13 protein-coding genes, 3 rRNA genes and 2 pseudogenes are annotated in these 20,914 nt (G+C 42.3%); 11 read left to right on the top strand and 7 right to left on the bottom strand.

Annotated features, from left to right (window positions below; translation table 11 throughout):
- Positions 1–100 precede the first annotated feature (100 nt).
- From upp to ACMAZF_RS03500, 6 genes and pseudogenes are all read left to right on the top strand, one after another.
- Positions 101–727 carry a uracil phosphoribosyltransferase gene (gene upp, locus ACMAZF_RS03525; protein ID WP_435276095.1) on the top strand — a complete coding sequence of 209 codons (627 nt, stop codon included), beginning with the start codon at positions 101–103 and terminating at the stop codon, positions 725–727.
- An 11-nt stretch (positions 728–738) separates the two neighbouring features.
- The gene (locus ACMAZF_RS03520; protein ID WP_435276094.1) at positions 739–1,977 is read left to right on the top strand and encodes a uracil-xanthine permease family protein; all 1,239 of its coding nucleotides are present in this window, start codon (positions 739–741) and stop codon (positions 1,975–1,977) included.
- Between the two features lie 388 nt (positions 1,978–2,365).
- Positions 2,366–2,988, top strand: a pseudogene (locus tag ACMAZF_RS03515) (IS1595 family transposase); the annotation flags it as partial.
- Between the two features lie 160 nt (positions 2,989–3,148).
- Positions 3,149–3,418 (top strand): annotated as a pseudogene (locus tag ACMAZF_RS03510) (IS1595 family transposase); the annotation flags it as partial.
- A gap of 182 nt (positions 3,419–3,600) precedes the next feature.
- Entirely contained in the window at positions 3,601–4,563 is a 963-nt protein-coding gene (locus tag ACMAZF_RS03505) for a Kelch repeat-containing protein (protein WP_435276093.1), read from the top strand.
- A 77-nt stretch (positions 4,564–4,640) separates the two neighbouring features.
- Positions 4,641–5,426 (top strand): hypothetical protein, encoded by a 786-nt coding sequence (locus tag ACMAZF_RS03500; RefSeq protein WP_435276092.1) that lies wholly within the window; start codon positions 4,641–4,643, stop codon positions 5,424–5,426.
- A gap of 283 nt (positions 5,427–5,709) precedes the next feature.
- Here the strand turns inward: ACMAZF_RS03500 and ACMAZF_RS03495 are convergent, their stop codons facing one another.
- Positions 5,710–6,594 (bottom strand): IS982 family transposase, encoded by an 885-nt coding sequence (locus ACMAZF_RS03495; protein ID WP_435276091.1) that lies wholly within the window; start codon positions 6,592–6,594, stop codon positions 5,710–5,712.
- A 95-nt stretch (positions 6,595–6,689) separates the two neighbouring features.
- Here ACMAZF_RS03495 and ACMAZF_RS03490 point away from each other — a divergent pair, with 95 nt between their 5' ends.
- Positions 6,690–6,863 (top strand): NF038104 family lipoprotein, encoded by a 174-nt coding sequence (locus ACMAZF_RS03490; protein ID WP_435277171.1) that lies wholly within the window; start codon positions 6,690–6,692, stop codon positions 6,861–6,863.
- A gap of 11 nt (positions 6,864–6,874) precedes the next feature.
- On the opposite strand, the gene bla is transcribed toward ACMAZF_RS03490, so the two are convergent.
- Positions 6,875–7,675, bottom strand: coding sequence for a subclass B1 metallo-beta-lactamase (bla, locus tag ACMAZF_RS03485; RefSeq protein ID WP_435276090.1), 801 nt, complete (start codon positions 7,673–7,675; stop codon positions 6,875–6,877).
- 287 nt (positions 7,676–7,962) lie between these two features.
- Between bla and ACMAZF_RS03480 the strand changes: the two genes are divergently transcribed.
- The 4 genes from ACMAZF_RS03480 to ACMAZF_RS03465 all read left to right on the top strand — a co-directional run bounded on the left by ACMAZF_RS03480 (position 7,963) and on the right by ACMAZF_RS03465 (position 12,716).
- Positions 7,963–8,331 (top strand): hypothetical protein, encoded by a 369-nt coding sequence (locus tag ACMAZF_RS03480; protein ID WP_435276089.1) that lies wholly within the window; start codon positions 7,963–7,965, stop codon positions 8,329–8,331.
- Between the two features lie 477 nt (positions 8,332–8,808).
- Entirely contained in the window at positions 8,809–9,834 is a 1,026-nt protein-coding gene (gene istA / locus ACMAZF_RS03475; protein ID WP_435274862.1) for an IS21 family transposase, read from the top strand.
- Positions 9,831–10,604 carry an IS21-like element helper ATPase IstB gene (gene istB, locus ACMAZF_RS03470; protein WP_435273981.1) on the top strand — a complete coding sequence of 258 codons (774 nt, stop codon included), beginning with the start codon at positions 9,831–9,833 and terminating at the stop codon, positions 10,602–10,604. Before istA ends, istB begins: the two co-directional genes overlap by 4 nt.
- Positions 10,605–11,081: 477 nt before the next feature.
- Complete coding sequence (locus tag ACMAZF_RS03465) at positions 11,082–12,716, top strand: IS1634 family transposase (RefSeq protein WP_435275961.1); 1,635 nt, start codon at positions 11,082–11,084, stop codon at positions 12,714–12,716.
- 370 nt (positions 12,717–13,086) lie between these two features.
- Here ACMAZF_RS03465 and rrf read toward each other — a convergent pair.
- The 5 genes from rrf to lysS form a co-directional block, all read right to left on the bottom strand.
- Positions 13,087–13,202, bottom strand: a 5S ribosomal RNA gene (gene rrf / locus ACMAZF_RS03460).
- A gap of 219 nt (positions 13,203–13,421) precedes the next feature.
- Positions 13,422–16,315: ribosomal RNA gene (locus tag ACMAZF_RS03455) — 23S ribosomal RNA — on the bottom strand.
- Between the two features lie 660 nt (positions 16,316–16,975).
- Positions 16,976–18,522: ribosomal RNA gene (locus ACMAZF_RS03450) — 16S ribosomal RNA — on the bottom strand.
- Together the 16S, 23S and 5S rRNA genes form the textbook arrangement of a ribosomal RNA operon.
- Positions 18,523–19,069: 547 nt before the next feature.
- On the bottom strand, positions 19,070–19,300 hold the full coding sequence (locus tag ACMAZF_RS03445) for a hypothetical protein (protein ID WP_435276088.1): 231 nt from the start codon (positions 19,298–19,300) through the stop codon (positions 19,070–19,072).
- Between the two features lie 78 nt (positions 19,301–19,378).
- The gene (lysS, locus tag ACMAZF_RS03440) at positions 19,379–20,899 is read right to left on the bottom strand and encodes a lysine--tRNA ligase (protein ID WP_435276087.1); all 1,521 of its coding nucleotides are present in this window, start codon (positions 20,897–20,899) and stop codon (positions 19,379–19,381) included.
- Between the last annotated feature and the right edge of the window lie 15 nt (positions 20,900–20,914).

The raw sequence follows: 20,914 nt of genomic DNA, 5'->3' as shown, positions 1-20,914 counted from the left end.
CATTATTACTTGATCCAACACAACTCGCTCCATAAAATATGCGGTAAATTGCCCACCTACAATGGGCAACTACCCAACCTTTCTCATTTTGGAGTCTCACATGAACACTATCGAAGTAAACCATCCACTTATCAAACACAAACTTGGCTTAATGAGAAAAGGAAAAATTAGCACTAAACACTTTCGTGAACTAGCGTCAGAAGTCGGAACACTACTCACCTACGAAGCAACAAAACACCTCGAAATGGAAACGACTATAATCGATAGCTGGAACGGCCCGATTGAAGTAGAACAAATCAAAGGGAAAAAAATTACTGTTGTGCCAATCTTACGTGCTGGTTTAGGCATGATGGATGGCGTACTCGAATTAATTCCTAGTGCGCGTATTTCAGTTGTCGGCATGTACCGTAACGAAGAAACTTTTGAGCCAGTATTCTACTTCGAAAAATTAGCCGCTCAAATAGACGAGCGTTTAGCCCTTGTTATTGACCCAATGTTAGCAACAGGCGGCTCGATGGTTGAAACCATTAATCTGTTAAAAGAACGCGGCTGTACCAACATCAAAGCTCTCGTGTTAGTAGCTGCACCTGAAGGCGTTAAAGCACTTAATGAAGCGCACCCAGATGTTGAACTATACACAGCGTCAATTGATGATTGTCTCAATGATGCTGGCTATATTCTTCCAGGTCTTGGTGACGCTGGTGACAAAATATTTGGTACTAAATAACGAGGCGACAAATGGACACCACACAATCTAAAGGTTCTCTTATTAAAGAGATCCTAACTGGTACACAAATGCTATTTGTCGCTTTTGGCGCGTTAGTATTAATGCCACTCCTTACAGGACTCGATCCCAATGTTGCACTATGCACAGCCGGTATCGGAACCTTACTGTTTCAACTAGTCACTAAAGGACAGGTACCGGTATTTTTAGCTTCATCTTTTGCGTTCATTGCCCCGATTATGTACGGCACACAAACTTGGGGCATTCCTGCAACTATGGGCGCATTAATGGTTGTGGGTGTCGTTTATGCGCTATTTAGCGGCGTCATCAAACTGCGCGGGACAGATTTTATTCATAAATATCTACCACCAATCGTAACTGGCCCGATCATCATGGTGATAGGCCTTTCATTAGCGCCAGTTGCAGTGAACATGGCACTGGGTAAAACAGGCGATGCCAGCGCTCAGCTTGTTGATCCACAAGTTGCACTTGCTATCTCACTGCCTGCCTTGATTGCAACGCTAGTTATTTCAGCCTTTAGTAAAGGCTTCATGCGATTAGTCCCTATACTTGGCGGCATTGTTGTTGGCTATGGCATATCTCTTTATTACGGCATTATCGACTTTTCGTCAGTCGCTGCAGCGCCGTGGTTTGCTATGCCGAACTTCACTGCACCAGAGTTTCACTGGCAAGCGATTATCTATATGTTACCAATTGCGATTGCACCAGCTATTGAACACATTGGTGACGTTTTGGCTATCAGTAGTGCGACGGGTAAAGACTATTTAAAGAAACCCGGACTTCACCGCACACTATTAGGTGATGGCGTAGCAACGACCACAGCTTCAATGTTAGGTGGTCCCCCAAACACCACCTACTCAGAAGTTACTGGTGCCGTTATGCTTACTAAAGCCTTCAACCCTCGTATCATGACCTGGGCTGCAATTAGCGCAATCCTAATGGCATTCGTAGGCAAGTTAGGTGCTTTACTGCAAACTATTCCACCTGTCGTTATGGGCGGTATTATGATGCTGTTATTTGGCTTAATCGCGAGTGTTGGTCTTGGTAGCTTAATCAACGCCAAAGTCGACTTTGAACAACCGCGTAATTTCATCATTTTCGCCATTGTTTTAGTATTTGGCATCGGTGGTATGGCACTAAACTTTGGTGGCTACAACATCCAAGGCATCAGCCTTTGTGCTTTAGTCGCTATTCTACTTAACTTAGTATTACCCAAAGAAATTAAAAGCTAATCTTAAGTACATCAGCTCAATTAATCACTCCAATGAATAAGCCAGCACTTCGCTGGCTTTTTTCTATCAAGAAATACACTTCCTGATCATTATCACTGCTATTGAGGCGCTGTTGTAGCTAATTGTTGTCTATACTCAATAGTGAGATTAACTTATTGAAGGTATTGGTAATCAATACTAAATCATTTGTAAGTAAGCTTAATACCAAGTTGACAAAGTTATTGCCCACTTTTGCTGGTTAAAATAAAATGAATGTTGCGTTGCTTTCAATCCCAATAGCCAGCTATTGCTCAATCAAGCGCCTTGCCTTCATTTGTTTTTCCTTCGCAAAACAAGATCACAAACTTAATCAAATTGGTATAACCGGATAACGAAACAACTTTCCTCGATGACTCCAGCGCAAAGAGAGATAGTTCATCAGTCAATTCAAGCGCTAGAGGCTGAAATCAGTACCGATGAAATTATTAAGCCTCTTTTTGACCTATCCCCACAATGCCCTCATTGCGAATCCACTCAATTGAAAAAGTGGGGGAAATCAGGTGCGATACAGAGATACCGCTGTAAAGGTTGTCATAAAACCTTTAACAACAAGACTAAGACACCATTCGCTCGATTACATAAATCTCATCTGTGGGAAGATTATGCCCGTTGTATGCAATTAAAATTACCCCTAAGAGAAGCTGCCGAGGTTTGTGGTATTAACCTTAAAACGGCTTTCTTATGGCGACATCGTTTTCTGGTTGCTCAAGCGGGTAAAAATGACGATAAGCTATCGGGAATTATTGAAGTTGATGAGTTTTTTTAGCTTACTCAGAAAAAGGTTCGAACACTTTAGCGGAGCAACGTCAGCCCAGAAAACCAGGGGGCGGCATCGATAAACGAACCAAGGATGGTCAAGTTGCCGTTCTTTTATCGATAGATCGCAGCAACCATATGATTACCCCTATGTTAGCGGCTGATACAACGGCAGAAATAGCAGCGAATTTAGCTGAAAACATCACTGAACACTCGGTATTATACCAATTACATTAAGTAAGTGATCTTGTTGTGCGTAGAGAAAATCAGCTAAAACAAGGCGCTCGATTGACTAATAGCTGGCTATTAGGATTGAGAGCAACGCCATTTTAGTTAATTTTAACAAGTACAAGTGGGCAAATATTTAATGCAATTGGTATTATGCAGCGATGGTTCGTGGTCCTATGTGGCAATTACCAAACAAAAACATGGTGACCATAAGCGGTTAATCAACGGTGAAATCAGAGTAATAGATGAGGTGTACCATATCCAAACGGTGAATAGCGCGATAGCTAACTTTAAAGGCTGGATTAACGGAAAAATGAAAGGTGTGGCAACGAAGTATTTATCTAATTATCTTGCGTGGTTCAGGGAAAGCAACGCCAAGCTAGATAAACAGCAAATATTAGTCGCGGCTTACGGGTGACAACAGTATTTTGGAACAGCGCCTTATATACACAGTATCGTTCAATCCTGAGCTTTCTGCATAGGCATGTAATTTTATGCATTATTTCAACCTATTAAGCGCAATGTCCGTCGTCGTTAATAAGTTGAAATAATTTTTTTAATGGCATAGTCTGTCCATCACCTAACGAAAAGGACAGCACGATGGTTAACCTTAAATACACAGCAACACTCTTTGTCACTGCAACTTTACTCATGTCTGGCTGTAGCTCTACCTCAAATTCAAAGTCAGCTTCAACCACAAATGTTCAACAGCAAGGTACCTTATCACTCGACGGCGCTCGTTATGCCCATGCCATGGTTAATGACGGTGAAAAACTTTATGTCATTGGTGGTTCGCACAATAGTGATTTTTTGTCGAGTATTGAAATCATCGATCCTGCCACAAAAAAAACGCTCAAACTTAATGGAAAAATCATCCCAAGAAGATACTTCTCAGCAGTTTGGGACGGTAACGAATCAATCTACATTGTTGGCGGTGTGAGTTTAAATGGCGACCATTATAAGTACGAAAAGCGAGTAGAAGTATTTAATACCAAGACTCATGAAGTCACATTAGTTAAAAACTTACCCGCACCAACCCGCACGAATAGCGCCGTATTAAAAGATGGAAAAATCTTCGTATTTGGTGGCGGTTACCCACGTGCTAAGAGCATGAAATACCAACCAACGGTTGCCGTTTATGATCTCATCAAGGACACATGGCAGCGCGGTCAAGATATGCCGACAGCAAAAGCGACTGAAGCGTTTGTAAAAGACGATTATATCTATGTTGTTGGTGGTTATAATGGTAAACAAAGTCTCAATACATTTGAGCGCTATGATCCAACACTTAATCGCTGGCAGTCATTACCTGCTATTCCTTATCGACTCAGCGCACATTCAATTGCACTAAAAGGCGAGAAGCTGTTCGTATTTGGTAACTACCTCGACACATCAGCGACTTACAGCTACGACTTTAAAACACAACAATGGCAAAAATCTGATCTCGATTTCGTTGCAGCTCGTCATACCGCCGCAACTACTATGGATAATGTTATCTACGTATCTGGTGGCATTACCAATTCAAGTGGCCCAAGTATCGATAACCTTCAAATATTTAATTGATAAGTTTTTGATTGGGTAAATGGAAAAACCTTAAATTCTAGACTAATGTAAAACTCCCTAACGACAGGAGTTTTACGATGTTTAACAAATCATTAATCAATGGGCTTGTTATTGTAATAGGCTTGTATTCAACCCATCTTTACGCAAATACAGTTGGAACAATACAATGCACAAAAGAAAATGGAACCGATCGCTGTGTCAACGGTGATACCGATGCATCCTATGGATTTACCCTCACACCATCTTTCAAAAACTACTACGACATAAAATTACTTAATTCCAATCAAGATTGTGACAACAAGAGTGCCACCCATATCACGTTACCGCGCAATTCCTATTTTAAACAAACCAACGATAGTGACGCGCAATCGCAAAATGCAATGTTGGTACATGTTTACAACACTGATCAAGAAACTGATCTCGCAACAACTAAAACAAAGTTTTTCTCTGCACCATTTAAATTCTGTTTAAACGGGCATAAAAGTAATCGCGTTGAACGCTCCTACTACAAACGTGTTGGCGGCATGAATACCGGAATATTAGTCGTTCCGTTCAAACTCAGAGATGGCAACTTTTACAGTGACAGCACAATAGGCCCCTACATTTCTTACAAGTGGGAATCATGGGAAACAATGGCAACGTTGGGTTTATCGAAAGTTTCCACCAGCGAAATAGGTACTGACCAAGTAACCTCAGAAGACGGACTAACCTTCGCCCTTGGTGCAAGCTTTGAAGTTGCGAAAGACTGGGACATTGCATTCTTGATGGGAGTTGACCACCTCTCTGGTGACAAAGGAGAAAGCTGGCAATATCAAGATGAAATTTGGTTTTCTTTTGCCATCGGCTTTAACTTTACCCGTTAATGAAAAATCGCCAGCTTAAACATAAATAAGCTGGTACCACCTGACTTCCTCACGAATGCCAACTACTGCTAGTTTCCCAATCTTTGCTGTAACAACTCAAATAACATCTCTTACAATCACTATTAATTAGCCTCCAATCAATAACGATTGAGCGCAGCAGTTGAATCGCCATAAAATTAGCGTATTCTAAATCGCTCTAGCTGAATTTATTGGAAAATGTCATGTTGAAAACACTCGCACAAAGCCTATCGATTCTTTTTTTGCTTATTAACCTGAGATCGGCTTAAGAAACGACGATCTGATTCATCTCAACGTCAGTGATATTTAGTTGTGGTTTGTTTTCTTTCAGAGAATAAGCCACAAGCCCAGCAATGAGATTTAACATTAAGCCATTCATGCTTCTATGTCTGGAATGCTCAATTTGTGAAATGTTTTTCAATTGGTCATTGATTGTTTCAATAATAAATCGCCTAGATAGCATGGCCCTATCCCAAATAGACAGTACCTTTGCTTTCATATTTTTTCGCACATTTGTTACTAAAGTGACTCCTTGTTCTAGCAAATTACTTTCTAATGCTTTACTTATGTAGCCCTTATCAGCATAGAGTTTATCTGGCAGGTCTGATGCCATACCTTCAACAGGTTGAGTATCATGCACGTTTGCAGCCGTTATTTTCGCTGCAACAATCTCTCCTAGGTGATTCACTATCAAATGGAGCTTAAATCCAAAATACCAGCCCATAGTCCCTTTACCTCGTTTAGCAATTCCATCAAATGTTTTGTGGCGTGGGATTCTTAAATTGTGGCAAACTTTAATGCTTGTAGAGTCAATAAATTCAAGGCCTGTAGGCTGCCCCTTAACCGCAGAAAAATAACTGCACAACGGCACTAATGTCGTTGGCATGACTTCTAAAAATCGTGTGTAACTAAGCAAGTATGGGAATTGTTTTTTGTAAAAACGCTGAATGAACCCGATGTAATAGTTTTTAAAGTCTCTGTGATTCGACATATGGAATAAAATAACGATAGTCATCACTTCACTTGTGGCCATTCGACCTTTACGCTGCCGCTTTCTCGTCCCATCAGACAGTAATTGCTTTTCCCATTGAGGAATAAAAACTTCACAAAAATCATCGACATCACAAAATATTTCAACTAACTTATCCATACGCTCACCGTTTATAGTGTTTAAATCGTTTCTTGTTCGAAAGATCTGATCACTAGGTGGGCTATTAGTTCAATTTTTATCCCGAGTTCAGGTTTATTAGCTTATCAGGCTGTATTGCTGCAAGCATTGTCTCTGGTGCAGTAGATATCACAACAACAGTAGTTGGCGGTGCTATTGATGTTGTTGACGCCGTCACCCCAGATATTCTTGACGACGATGATGATGAAAAGGACGACGAAAAAGAAAAAAGTGACGAAGAAAAGCAATAAACACTCGACATTTAATGCTTAGCTGACCTTTTAGCATGCTGGGCAGACAACGCTAATTTCTGAGTGTGAGTCAATAAGCTAGCGTCTCCGACTTTGCCATGGCCTGGCACAACGAGCTTGATATCAGAATAACGATCAATAACTTTCTGAATCGAGTTTGACCACTCGCCAATGACTGCATCCTCTGTATTACCTAAACTTTTCGCGCCCAAACTTCTCACAAAACAGCCACCGAATAATATCTTTTCTTGCGGTATCCAAACCACAATATTATCTTGCGAATGACCACCACCGGGATAAAAGACATCCATCACCCCATCAACCAATTCAAATGTATTCGTTGATATTTCATTATTGGCGGTTTCTTTTTTCTTTGATGTTAACAATTGATTGGTAAGTGATGTCGCGTAGGTTTTAATGTGTAAATCATTGAGCAACGGTAAATCGTTACTCGCATCTTCATGAAAATGAGTAACCACCGCACTTTTAATCGTCAAACCTTTGCCTTCAATCCACTTAATCAATTCTTTAGTTGCCTGTGTCGTCCACGGCGAATCAATCAAATGTGCATCAGAGCCGTTAATAACCACTAAACCCGCAGCCTCAACTAATCCCCACGGTTCAACTCGTTTCGAAGAGATATGTTGATAAACATTATTGCTTAATTGCTTAATTTTAAGTTTTTTCGCGCTTTGGTCATTACTGCTTTGACCATGAGCAAAAGCAAGACTAGGGATAAGATATACAAATAGGAGTATTGATTTGATAGTGAGTTTCATTGATGAGCAGCCGTTTGCGTGTAGTTCGTTCATTGGTAATCGCTTTTACTAGGATTATAAACGCTAATTAGTTAGAAAATTCAACAAACTCTTTAGCAAAATCTCATCGTAAAGCTAAGAAAATCGCTTCAGAGCCTTACTAAGTATCGACGGTATTAAATCATAGCTTCGCAGCGTATAACGCACGGCTGAATCTTAACTAAATATGTTGCTTATTAATAAATTACGTATTAATTTACTAATAATTTTAAGGAACACCTAAACTTATTCTTAAGTAAATACGCGTACATCATCTGTAAGTATTATGAGCATCGAGCACTATGAAATCATTAGTTTTTTTAATCACTATTTTATTTTCGAATATTTTAATCGCCCATGAAAACGAAAAACCACCTGAATTATGGACATGGTTCAAAGATCTAGAAAAACCCAAAGATAGTTGCGTAACACAGAGTTTTTATGCATTGACTGAAGTTGGACTCGAGAACATGATTAAAAATGAATATGGATTTTATGGCAATATTAAGAACAATAAAATTGTCGTCAAATGTTTATCAATCGAACCAAGAAAGTCTAAAGTTTTGGTTGCTGTAGCAGGCTCAAGTCCAAAATCCGTTGAATCTTTACGAAATAGAATTATAAAGTTAATTAATCAGCTTATCGGCAAAGAGTTATACCAATTGCATTAAATATTTTCCCACTTGTACTTGTTAAAATTAACTAAAATGGCGTTGCTCTCAATCCTAATAGCCAGCTATTAGTCAATCGAGCGCCTTGTTTTAGCTGATTATCTCTACGCACAACAAGATCACTTACTTAATGCAATTGGTATAAGTTGGAGACGCCCCACGCTGCCACTGTTCCGACAATCTCCTCCTTTGGAGTCTTGCACTCGCTCCGCCAGCGACGAGTGCTGTTTCAGTACTAAATAGGCGTTTGGCAATGTCCTACTCTCTTGAGCCGCAGTCCGTCGAACAGCGTTTGACGCAACAAGGCGAAAGCAAGTTGGGGACAAAATGGCAGGAAAGCCATTTTGCACAGCGTAAGCTGCCCGAAGGGTGAGCTACATGGATGTAGCTGTCACCAACGGTGCAAAAATGACCCACTAACATCGATCCAAAATTGACCCACCGATGTATCATTTATTTATTTTTAGGTGATACGGTATGTTAACGAAGGAGCTATTTGTGGATATTAAAGTCCTGCATAAACAAGGCAAAAGCATTCGCGCCATTGCCAAGGAATTAAACGTATCGCGCAATACTGTGCGTAAATATTTAAGAGGATATGACGTGCCTCATTATACAAAACGACATTCACCACCGACTAAACTCAGTCCCTTCCATGAGTATATTCAAGGTCGAATAAATGCTGCAAAACCACACTGGATCCCAGCTGTTGTTTTGTTGTCAGAAATAAAATCTAGAGGTTATCAAGGTGGAATAACGCAACTCAGGGTGTATTTATCCGCTTTCAAGCAATTAACACCAGAGCCTATTGTTCGATTTGAAACCGGTCCGGGTCAACAAATGCAAATAGACTTCACCACGATTAAACGCGGAAAGCTTACCATTAAGGCGTTTGTGGCAACCCTTGGCTATTCACGAGCCTGCTACGTCTATTTTTATGACCATGAGCTAACAGAAGCATGGATGGACGGATTAAGGGAAGCATTTCACTATTTTGGCGGCGTTCCAAAACAAGTGTTATGCGACAACGCTAAAGCATTAGTTATTGAGCGCGATGTTTACGGTGAAGGAAAGCACCGTTGGAATCAATCGTTTCTTGATTTGGCTGAGGAATATGGTTTTCAACCCAAAGCATGTCGGCCGTATCGTGCTAAAACCAAGGGGAAAGTTGAACGATTTAACCATTACTTGAAGAATAGCTTTGTTGTACCACTGCATGCAACGCTCAAGCAAGCGGGCTTATCGTTAGATTGTGCAAATGCCAATAGCAAAATTGGCGGATGGCTAAACGATGTCGCCCACCAACGTATTCATGGTACGACCGCACAAAAGCCGCAATACCTCCTTGATGAAGAAGTGGCGTACTTACAACCGCTTCCACAAAAACTTCACAGCAGTTTGGATTTAAAGAGCAGCGCATTAGTGTCGTTTATTGCGCCCATTGATATTGAATGCTATCAACACCCGATATCTGTTTACAGTGAACTACTGGAGCAACTATGAGTATTCAACATGAACAAATCGCTTCAATATGTGAGCAACTCAATTTAAGAAATATAGAAAACAACTGGCCTAACATTGCGAGTCGATGCGTCAAAAATGAAAGTAGTTATGCTGACTTTTTGTATCAGATCCTCACTAGCGAGTTAGAGAATAAGTATGATCGGGCGCGAGAAATCATGCTAAAAATGTCCGGTTTTCCAAGCATCAAAACACTAGACCAATTTAACTTCAAGATTGCAACAGGGGCACCACGTAAAGCGATAACGGAGCTAAGCTCGCTTGCCTTTATTGAGCGGTGTGAGAATGTCATTTTACTAGGTCCAAGTGGTACAGGTAAAACACACTTAGCCATTGCGTTAGGTTATAAAGCCATTGAGCAACGCAAGAAAACACGTTTTATCAGTGCCGCAGATTTAATGCTTCAGCTAAGCAGTGCACAGCGGCAAGGAAAATTGAAAAGCTACATGCAACGCTCTATTCTTGCTCCTCGGTTGCTAATCATCGATGAGATAGGCTATTTACCATTTGGCCGTGATGAAGCAAATCTATTTTTTAATGTCATTGCCAAGCGTTATGAAAAAGGCAGTTTGATTCTAACGAGCAATTTACCCTTTGGACAGTGGCCGAGCGCCTTTTCAGATGATGCAACTTTAACAGCGGCCATGTTAGATCGCGTACTACATCACTCTCATGTGTTGCAATTAACTGGCGAAAGCTATCGATTAAGAGAAAAAAGAAAAGCGGGTATTATTGATACCTATCAAGACTAACTGGGTCAGTTTTCAATCGATGAATTACTGAAAAAGTGGGTCAATTTTAAACCGTTGTTGACATGTAGCGAATGAATCCCTGCGAAGCAGCGAGTGAGCGTCGGGAGCAGGACTGCGCGGTAGCGCTTTAGGCGTGAGGCCCCGTCATTACGATGAAGCCACAGTAATACCAATTGCATTAAATATTTGCCCACTTGTACTTGTTAAAATTAACTAAAATGGCGTTGCTCTCAATCCTAATAGCCAGCTATTAGTCAATCGAGCGCCTTGTTTTAGCTGATTTTCTCTACGCACAACAAGATCACTTACTTAATGCAATTGGTATAATAGGTAAAATTCAAAGTAGTAAAATGCAAAAGGCCCCGTGTATCAGACATTGATCAGAGCAAAATCAAAAATTTGGATTTAATTTAACCGATAATTTGTTACTGATTTTTCGGCTATTTGATATAATACCGCCTCAACTTTGAGGTATATATGAATTTAAAAATCAAACGGTTAGATCATCACGGCATAGTCGCAGGTGTAATTGAAGACTTACAAATAGTCCCCTTATTGGATCAATATTTACCTCAGGATGAAAAGCAAGAAATTACACCTGGTGAAGCGGTTAAAGGCATGATTATGAATGGACTTGGTTTTGCAAACCGCCCTTTATCTCTCAGTCCCCAATTTTTTACTAACTTACCGCTTGAGCATTTATTTCGAGAAGGTGTAAAAGCCGAGCACTTTAATCGTCACAAATTAGGCCGCACACTAGACCAGTGTTTTGATTTTGGCTGCGAAAGTCTATTTTCACTGGTGTCTCAGCAAGCTTGCGAGCTAGAAAGTGTAGACAAAAAATTTAACTCACTCGATACAACCAGCCATTCTTTAACGGGAGAATACGCTTTTGACGATGAAGACAGTGATGACAATGTTATTAAAATCACTCATGGTTACAGTAAAGCTCACCGCCCTGATTTAAAGCAAGTGGTACAAGAAATCATTGTCAGTCAAGATGGTGGCGTTCCTCTCGCCTGTAAAAACTGGGATGGCAATAGTGCTGATACCGCTATTTTTAAGGCAAGGAGCAAAGCACTTGTTAGCGAATTCAAAAAAAGCGCAGCGCCTAAATATCTTGTGGCCGACTGTAAGCTTTATCATAAGGCTAATGCCGAATTTTTATCTCTGGTAAAATTTCTCACGCTTATTCCTTCAACGATAGCGCTAGAGAAAGAATTAATCGCAGAATCAATAGCTGACGAACAATGGGTGAAAATAAATGCTAACTATCAATATGTTGTCAAAAAAGTCGAGCATATGGGGATCAAGCAGCGATGGATTGTGATTTACTCAAGTGCCGCTAATCATCGAGCTGCTAAAACGATCACACGGCAAGTTGAACGAGCAAAAGTTAAGGTAGAAAAAGAGCTGTTTCATCTACAAGCGCAACGCTTTGCTTGTAAAACTGATGCGCAACGAGCAGCGGATAAAATAGGAAAAAAACTGAAATATCATCAAATAAGCGACACTCAATATATAGAGCATAAAGTTTATGAAGGTAAAGGCCGCCCGAAAAAGGATGCTGAAGTTAAGCGTATAGAGTGGCAAGTAAACGCTGAAATTGAAGAAAACACGATCGCAATCAAGCAGGCTGTTGAGCAAAAATCTTGCTTCATTCTAGCAACAAATATTGATGAAGAAGAACTTTCACCTGAAGAAATATTAAAACATTACAAGGCGCAATCGGAAGTTGAGAGAGGCTTTAGATTTTTAAAAGATCCCTTGTTTTTTGTCTCTTCGTTATTTATAAAAAAGCCAAGCAGAATCGATGCTCTGTTGATGGTAATGACATTGTCATTACTTGTATATTCTATTGCACAACGACGAATGCGAGCGAATATGAAAAAAGTTGAAGCGACAATTCCAAACCAAATAAATCAAGAAACGGCCGCCCCCACATTGCGCTGGGTGTTTCAGTGTTTTGATGGTATCAATTTACTTCAACAAGGTGATGATTATATTTACGATCAAACCTACTTAGATGGCCTGACCGAACTCAGGCAAAAGATAGTAAACCTTATTGGTGGGCATGCCATGCACTTATACAAAATCAAAAAAGTGACCTAGGGGTCTGATCAATGTGTGGTGTATTTCTACACGGGGCCTCTCGACTAAATAGGTGTTTGGCAATGTCCTACTCTCTTGAGCCGCAGTCCGTCGAACAGCGTTCGACGCAACAAGGCGAAAGCAAGTTGGGGACAAAATGGCAGGAAAGCCATTTTGCACAGCGTAAGCTGCCCGAAGGGTGAGCTACATGGATGTAGCGAATGAATCCCTGCGAAGCAGCGGGTGAGCGTCGGGAGCAGGACTGCGCGGTAGCGCTTTAGGCGTGAGGCCCCGTCAGTGCGATGAAGCCACAGCGATAGAAACAATTATAAACGCGTAAAATGCAAAAGGCCCCGTGTATTTCTACACGGGGCCTCTCGACTAAATAGGTGTTTGGCAATGTCCTACTCTCACATGGGGAAGCCCCACACTACCATCGGCGCTAAATCGTTTCACTACTGAGTTCGGAATGGGATCAGGTGGGACCAATTTGCTATGGTTACCAAACTAATTTTACGTGAATGAATTCACTAACATCGCGGTGCCATGGATGGCAAAGAGCGATGTGTTACAGCGAACACAACCACTAAATTTGGAAAGCTTTCAAAAATCTTCTTAAACACAACAAGCGTTCTTTGTTGGATATTTCTGAGACTAGAACATCTCTTGAAAAATAGATTTAGTATCTATTTTTAAGATGCTCATGTAAAACACATTAGGTGTTGTATGATTAAGCCTCACGGGTCATTAGTACAAGTTAGCTCAACGCCTCACAACGCTTACACACCTTGCCTATCAACGTAGTAGTCTCCTACGGCCCTTTAGGGAGATTAAATCTCCAGTGAGAACTCATCTCGAGGCTCGCTTCCCGCTTAGATGCTTTCAGCGGTTATCGATTCCGAACGTAGCTACCGGGCAATGCCATTGGCATGACAACCCGAACACCAGCGGTTCGTCCACTCCGGTCCTCTCGTACTAGGAGCAGCTCCTCTCAATTCTCAAACGCCCACGGCAGATAGGGACCGAACTGTCTCACGACGTTCTAAACCCAGCTCGCGTACCACTTTAAATGGCGAACAGCCATACCCTTGGGACCGACTTCAGCCCCAGGATGTGATGAGCCGACATCGAGGTGCCAAACACCGCCGTCGATATGAACTCTTGGGCGGTATCAGCCTGTTATCCCCGGAGTACCTTTTATCCGTTGAGCGATGGCCCTTCCATACAGAACCACCGGATCACTATGACCTACTTTCGTACCTGCTCGACGTGTCTGTCTCGCAGTCAAGCTAGCTTATACCATTATACTAACCGCATGATGTCCGACCATGCTTAGCTAACCTTCGTACTCCTCCGTTACTCTTTGGGAGGAGACCGCCCCAGTCAAACTACCCACCAGACACTGTCCTCAATCCCGATAAGGGACCTAAGTTAGAACATCAAACGTACAAGGGTGGTATTTCAAGATTGCCTCCACCAAAACTAGCGTTCTGGTTTCAAAGGCTCCCACCTATCCTACACATGTAGGTTCAATGTTCAGTGCCAAGCTGTAGTAAAGGTTCACGGGGTCTTTCCGTCTAGCCGCGGGTACACTGCATCTTCACAGCGATTTCAATTTCACTGAGTCTCGGGTGGAGACAGCGTGGCCATCATTACACCATTCGTGCAGGTCGGAACTTACCCGACAAGGAATTTCGCTACCTTAGGACCGTTATAGTTACGGCCGCCGTTTACCGGGGCTTCGATCATGAGCTTCGAACCGAAGTTCTAACCCAATCAATTAACCTTCCGGCACCGGGCAGGTGTCACACCGTATACGTCATCTTACGATTTTGCACAGTGCTGTGTTTTTAATAAACAGTTGCAGCCACCTGGTCACTGCGACTGACCGTAGCTTAGAGAGCAAGTCTCATCACCACAGCCAGCGTACCTTCTCCCGAAGTTACGGTACTATTTTGCCTAGTTCCTTCACCCGAGTTCTCTCAAGCGCCTTGGTATTCTCTACCCGACCACCTGTGTCGGTTTGGAGTACGATTCCTTATAATCTGAAGCTTAGAGGCTTTTCCTGGAAGTATGGCATCATCTACTTCACTACCGTAGTAGCTCGTCATCGACTCTCAGCCAAAGTTGTTCCGGATTTACCTAAAACAACGGCCTACTGCCTTAAACATGGACAACCAACGCCATGCTAGATTAGCCTTCTCCGTCCCCCCATCGCAATTATAAGAAGTACTGGAATATTAACCAGTTTCCCATCGACTACGCATTTCTGCCTCGCCTTAGGGGTCGACTTACCCTGCCCCGATTAACGTTGGACAGGAACCCTTGGTCTTTCGGCGAGGAGGTTTTTCACCCCCTTTATCGTTACTCATGTCAGCATTCGCACTTCTGATACCTCCAGCATGCCTGACAGCACACCTTCAACGGCTTACAGAACGCTCCCCTACCACTCATACAAAGTATGAATCCGCAGCTTCGGTGACTAGTTTAGCCCCGTTAAATCTTCCGCGCAGGCCGACTCGACTAGTGAGCTATTACGCTTTCTTTAAAAGATGGCTGCTTCTAAGCCAACCTCCTAGCTGTCTAAGCCTTCCCACATCGTTTCCCACTTAACTAGTACTTTGGGACCTTAGCTGGCGGTCTGGGTTGTTTCCCTCTTCACTACGGACGTTAGCACCCGCAGTGTGTCTGCCATGATTGCACTCATTGGTATTCGGAGTTTGCAAAGGGTTGGTAAGTCGGGATGACCCCCTAGCCTTAACAGTGCTCTACCCCCAATGGTGATACATGACGCTCTACCTAAATAGATTTCGGGGAGAACCAGCTATCTCCGGGTTTGATTGGCCTTTCACCCCTAGCCACAGGTCATCACCGCATTTTTCAACATACGTGTGTTCGGTCCTCCAGTTGATGTTACTCAACCTTCAACCTGCCCATGGCTAGATCACCCGGTTTCGGGTCTACACCTTGCAACTATCGCCCAGTTAAGACTCGGTTTCCCTACGGCTCCCCTATACGGTTAACCTTGCTACAAAATGTAAGTCGCTGACCCATTATACAAAAGGTACGCAGTCACACAGCAAATCTGTGCTCCCACTGCTTGTACGTATACGGTTTCAGGTTCTATTTCACTCCCCTCACAGGGGTTCTTTTCGCCTTTCCCTCACGGTACTGGTTCACTATCGGTCAATTAGTAGTATTTAGCCTTGGAGGATGGTCCCCCCATCTTCAAACAGGATATCACGTGTCCCGTCCTACTCGTTTTCATAAAAAATTCGTCTTCGTCTACAGGACTATCACCTTCTATCGTCGCACTTTCCAGTGCATTCGACTGACTTATTAATTACTTAAGGGCTGGTCCCCGTTCGCTCGCCGCTACTAAGGGAATCTCGGTTGATTTCTTTTCCTCCGGGTACTTAGATGTTTCAGTTCCCCGGGTTCGCCTCACAACGCTATGTATTTACGTTGAGATAACTGCCTTATGGCAGCTGGGTTTCCCCATTCGGAAATCGTTGGCTATTGCGGTTTTTATCACCTTGCCAACGCTTATCGCAGATTAACACGTCCTTCATCGCCTCTAATTGCCTAGGCATCCACCGTATACGCTTAGTCACTTAATCATACAACACCTAATGTGTCTTGCTTGATTCTTTTTTCTACTGCGCCGTTGGACTTCGTCATTCGGTCAGTTATGTAACACGTTACACGCCTTCCCTCACTCCTCGTCCGCCTTGCATTAGAAAAAATTATCTGCGCAATACGTTAGATGTGTTAATTAAAACAACTAATGTTTTCGATTTCACAGACCAATGTCTGCTATGTCTAGTTTTATCATTATTCTTCTAATTATCCTGAAAAATAAATTAAGTATTTATTTTTAGATTATTAGCTTCGTAAATCATTTTCGCCTCAAAAATATCCAAGAACACTTGTTGTGTTCGTAATTAGCATTCACTAATTACTTAAGAACTTCGAATAAAAATTATTGTTTACACAATAATCTAAATTCTATTTTTGAATTTATCAGCTTTCCAAATTGTTAAAGAGCAGTCTTTATTAAAAAGACAAAGGTAAGCAATGTTGCTTAACTTTGTCGTTTCAGACAATGTTGATTCTATAAAAGAGATTTATTATCGCTTTTCATCAACATGCTAGTGTATTCAAATAATCTGTGTGGACACTTAAAGAAAAGTATCGAATGATTGGTCATCACTAGTGACGACCTGAATAAAACTGTATTTTTAGATTAATTACCTAAAAACCTGTTTTATTTTTGTCTGTAAGGAGGTGATCCAGCCCCAGGTTCCCCTAGGGCTACCTTGTTACGACTTCACCCCAGTCATGAACCACAAAGTGGTGAGCGTCCTCCCCGAAAGGTTAAACTACCCACTTCTTTTGCAGCCCACTCCCATGGTGTGACGGGCGGTGTGTACAAGGCCCGGGAACGTATTCACCGTAGCATTCTGATCTACGATTACTAGCGATTCCGACTTCATGGAGTCGAGTTGCAGACTCCAATCCGGACTACGACGCACTTTTTGGGATTGGCTCCACCTCGCGGCTTCGCAACCCTTTGTATGCGCCATTGTAGCACGTGTGTAGCCCTACTCGTAAGGGCCATGATGACTTGACGTCGTCCCCACCTTCCTCCGGTTTATCACCGGCAGTCTCCCTAGAGTTCCCACCATTACGTGCTGGCAACTAAGGATAGGGGTTGCGCTCGTTGCGGGACTTAACCCAACATTTCACAACACGAGCTGACGACAGCCATGCAGCACCTGTCTCACAGTTCCCGAAGGCACCAATTCATCTCTGAAAAGTTCTGTGGATGTCAAGAGTAGGTAAGGTTCTTCGCGTTGCATCGAATTAAACCACATGCTCCACCGCTTGTGCGGGCCCCCGTCAATTCATTTGAGTTTTAACCTTGCGGCCGTACTCCCCAGGCGGTCAACTTAATGCGTTAGCTGCGCCACCCAGTGCTCAAGGCACCAGTCGGCTAGTTGACATCGTTTACGGCGTGGACTACCGGGGTATCTAATCCCGTTTGCTCCCCACGCTTTCGTACATGAGCGTCAGTTATTGTCCAGGTGGCCGCCTTCGCCACTGGTATTCCTTCAGATCTCTACGCATTTCACCGCTACACCTGAAATTCTACCACCCTCTACAAAACTCTAGTTTGTCAGTTCGAAATGCAGTTCCCAGGTTGAGCCCGGGGCTTTCACATCTCGCTTAACAAACCGCCTGCGTACGCTTTACGCCCAGTAATTCCGATTAACGCTCGGACCCTCCGTATTACCGCGGCTGCTGGCACGGAGTTAGCCGGTCCTTCTTCTGCGAGTAACGTCATAGCTAGCAGTTATTAACTACTAACCTTTCCTCCTCGCTGAAAGTACTTTACAACCCGAAGGCCTTCTTCATACACGCGGCATGGCTGCATCAGAGTTTCCTCCATTGTGCAATATTCCCCACTGCTGCCTCCCGTAGGAGTCTGGACCGTGTCTCAGTTCCAGTGTGGCTGATCATCCTCTCAAACCAGCTAGGGATCGTCGCCTTGGTGAGCCTTTACCTCACCAACTAGCTAATCCCACTTGGGCACATCCAATCGCGAAAGGCTCCGAAGAGTCCCCTTCTTTCCCCCGTAGGGCGTATGCGGTATTAGCCATCGTTTCCAATGGTTGTCCCCCACGACTGGGCAGTTTCCCAAGCATTACTCACCCGTCCGCCGCTCGACACCTCAGGAGCAAGCTCCCTTGTGTTTCCGCTCGACTTGCATGTGTTAGGCCTGCCGCCAGCGTTCAATCTGAGCCATGATCAAACTCTTCAATTAAAAGTTTAACTGTTTAACGTTCCCTACTTTTACATAAGAAACGACTCAATGAATTTACTGTCATATCAAGTAATTTCTTACTTGGTGTGAACATCTTCATTAAGTATTTTTTGATACTTAACCGATTTAGCCTAGAACATTTGATTAATAATCAAATGTTAGCTAAGTCTTAAAAATGCCCACACAGTTTATTTGAATACTTATTGTTAAAGAACGTTTCAACTCGACTTACTTAAAGTAGTAAGGAGTTACGCTTCAAACCGTGTGGCTCGTTGCGTTAGGGATGCGTATCTTACGTCATTCCTTTTTGAAGTCAACAACTAATTTTAAATAATTTTTAAAGATAATTTAAAGCGTTGTTTTTCTTCCTAACCCGTATCAGCGCTGCTTCTTAGCTCTTCGTTAAAAGATGCTCTATCAGTGCTTCCCCGTGTCAGTGGATGCGCATTATAGAGATCCCATCGAACTTGGCAAGGGCTTTTTTAATCTTTTATTTTGATCGGTTATTAATGATACAAAAATCCGTTTTTATGTGATTCAAAGCACGCTAATTTGGTATTTTATCTTGTGCAAACATTCCCATGCCCTGATTAAAGATTGCTGCAGCACTATTAATATCGATGTTTTGTTGTTTGGCAATGGTGATAATCCGCTCACCAATCATTGTGGCTTGTGCTTTATCTTGAATAAATAGCGTAACTTGGTGCTTTACTCCTTTAATCACCAAATCAAAACCACCATAAACTTCTTCAGTCGTTATTTGATAATCACTCATCATTTCCCTTTTTCATTTATCACGCGTTAAAAACAACAAACCCTGCAATTGCAGGGTTTGTTTTAATTGATATTACTTCACTTATGCTTCTGGACGCATATGTGGAAATAGTAAAACGTCACGGATAGATGGTGAATCGGTGTATAGCATAACTAAACGATCGATACCGATGCCTTCACCTGCTGTTGGTGGCAAGCCATACTCTAATGCAGTGATGTAATCACCGTCATAGAACATTGCTTCATCATCACCAGCATCTTTTTGTGCAACTTGCTCAAGGAAACGTTGATCTTGATCTTCTGAATCATTTAACTCTGAGAAGCCATTAGCAATTTCACGGCCGCCAACGAAAAATTCAAAACGGTCTGTAATGAACGGGTTATCATCATTACGTCGTGCAAGTGGCGAAACTTCTGCTGGATATTCAGTGATGAATGTAGGCTGCATTAATTGATGCTCACCTGTTTCTTCAAAGATTTCGATTTGAATCTTACCAAGGCCCCAATTGTCTTTAACTTGGATACCTAAGTCTTTAGCAATCTTAGTAGCTTGTTCCATGTCGTTAACTTGTTCAACAGTAGTGCCTGGTGTGTATTTTAAAATAGCTTCAACAACAGTTAGACGCTCAAACGGTTTACCAAAGTCAAAATCATTACCTTGATAATGAATTTGTGATGTCCCTTTAACGTCTAATGCTAATTCACGAAGCATATCTTCGGTCAAGTCCATTAGCATTTGGTAATCAGCATAACCCCAGTAGAATTCAAGCATCGTGAACTCAGGATTATGACGTGTCGATAAACCTTCATTACGGAAACTACGGTTAATTTCAAATACGTTTTCAAAACCGCCAACCACTAAGCGTTTTAAGTTTAGCTCTGGCGCGATACGTAAATACATATCCATATCTAATGCATTGTGATGTGTTTTGAATGGACGAGCAGTTGCACCGCCAGGGATCACTTGCATCATTGGCGTTTCAACTTCCATGAAGTTTTTCGCTGATAAGTAATTACGAATGAACGCAACAACTTTAGAACGTGTTTTAAATACTTCACGTGACTTTTCATTAGCGATTAGATCAAGGTAGCGTTGACGGTAGCACGTTTCTTGGTCTGACAAACCGTGATATTTGTCAGGTAATGGACGTAATGCTTTCGTCATTAAGCGTACTTCAGTACAACGAATAGATAATTCGCCAGTTTTAGTTTTGAACAAAGTACCTTTAGCCGCAATGATGTCGCCTAAATCCCACTTTTTAAACTGCGTGTTATAGAAACCTTCCGGTAGTAGATCACGTGCAACATACACCTGTATGCGTGAACCCATATCTTGGATAGTGGCAAATGCTGCCTTACCCATGATACGACGAGTCATCATGCGACCTGCTACTGCAACTTCAATCGCTTGCTCTTCAAGTTCTTCCTTTTCCTTACCACCATGAGCAATGTGAATATCATCTGAAATATCTTTACGACGAAAATCATTGGGGAAAGCTTGGCCAGCTTCGCGCAATGCATTTAGCTTTTCACGGCGCAGTGCCACTAATTCGTTAATGTCTACAACTTCTTCTTCGTTGTTTACGTTATTTTGCTCACTCATGGTAAGTGGATTCCT

This window comes from Psychrobium sp. nBUS_13, from assembly GCF_051201665.1.
Classification (GTDB): domain Bacteria; phylum Pseudomonadota; class Gammaproteobacteria; order Enterobacterales; family Psychrobiaceae; genus Psychrobium.
This window is presented reverse-complemented; position numbering and strand designations above follow the sequence as displayed.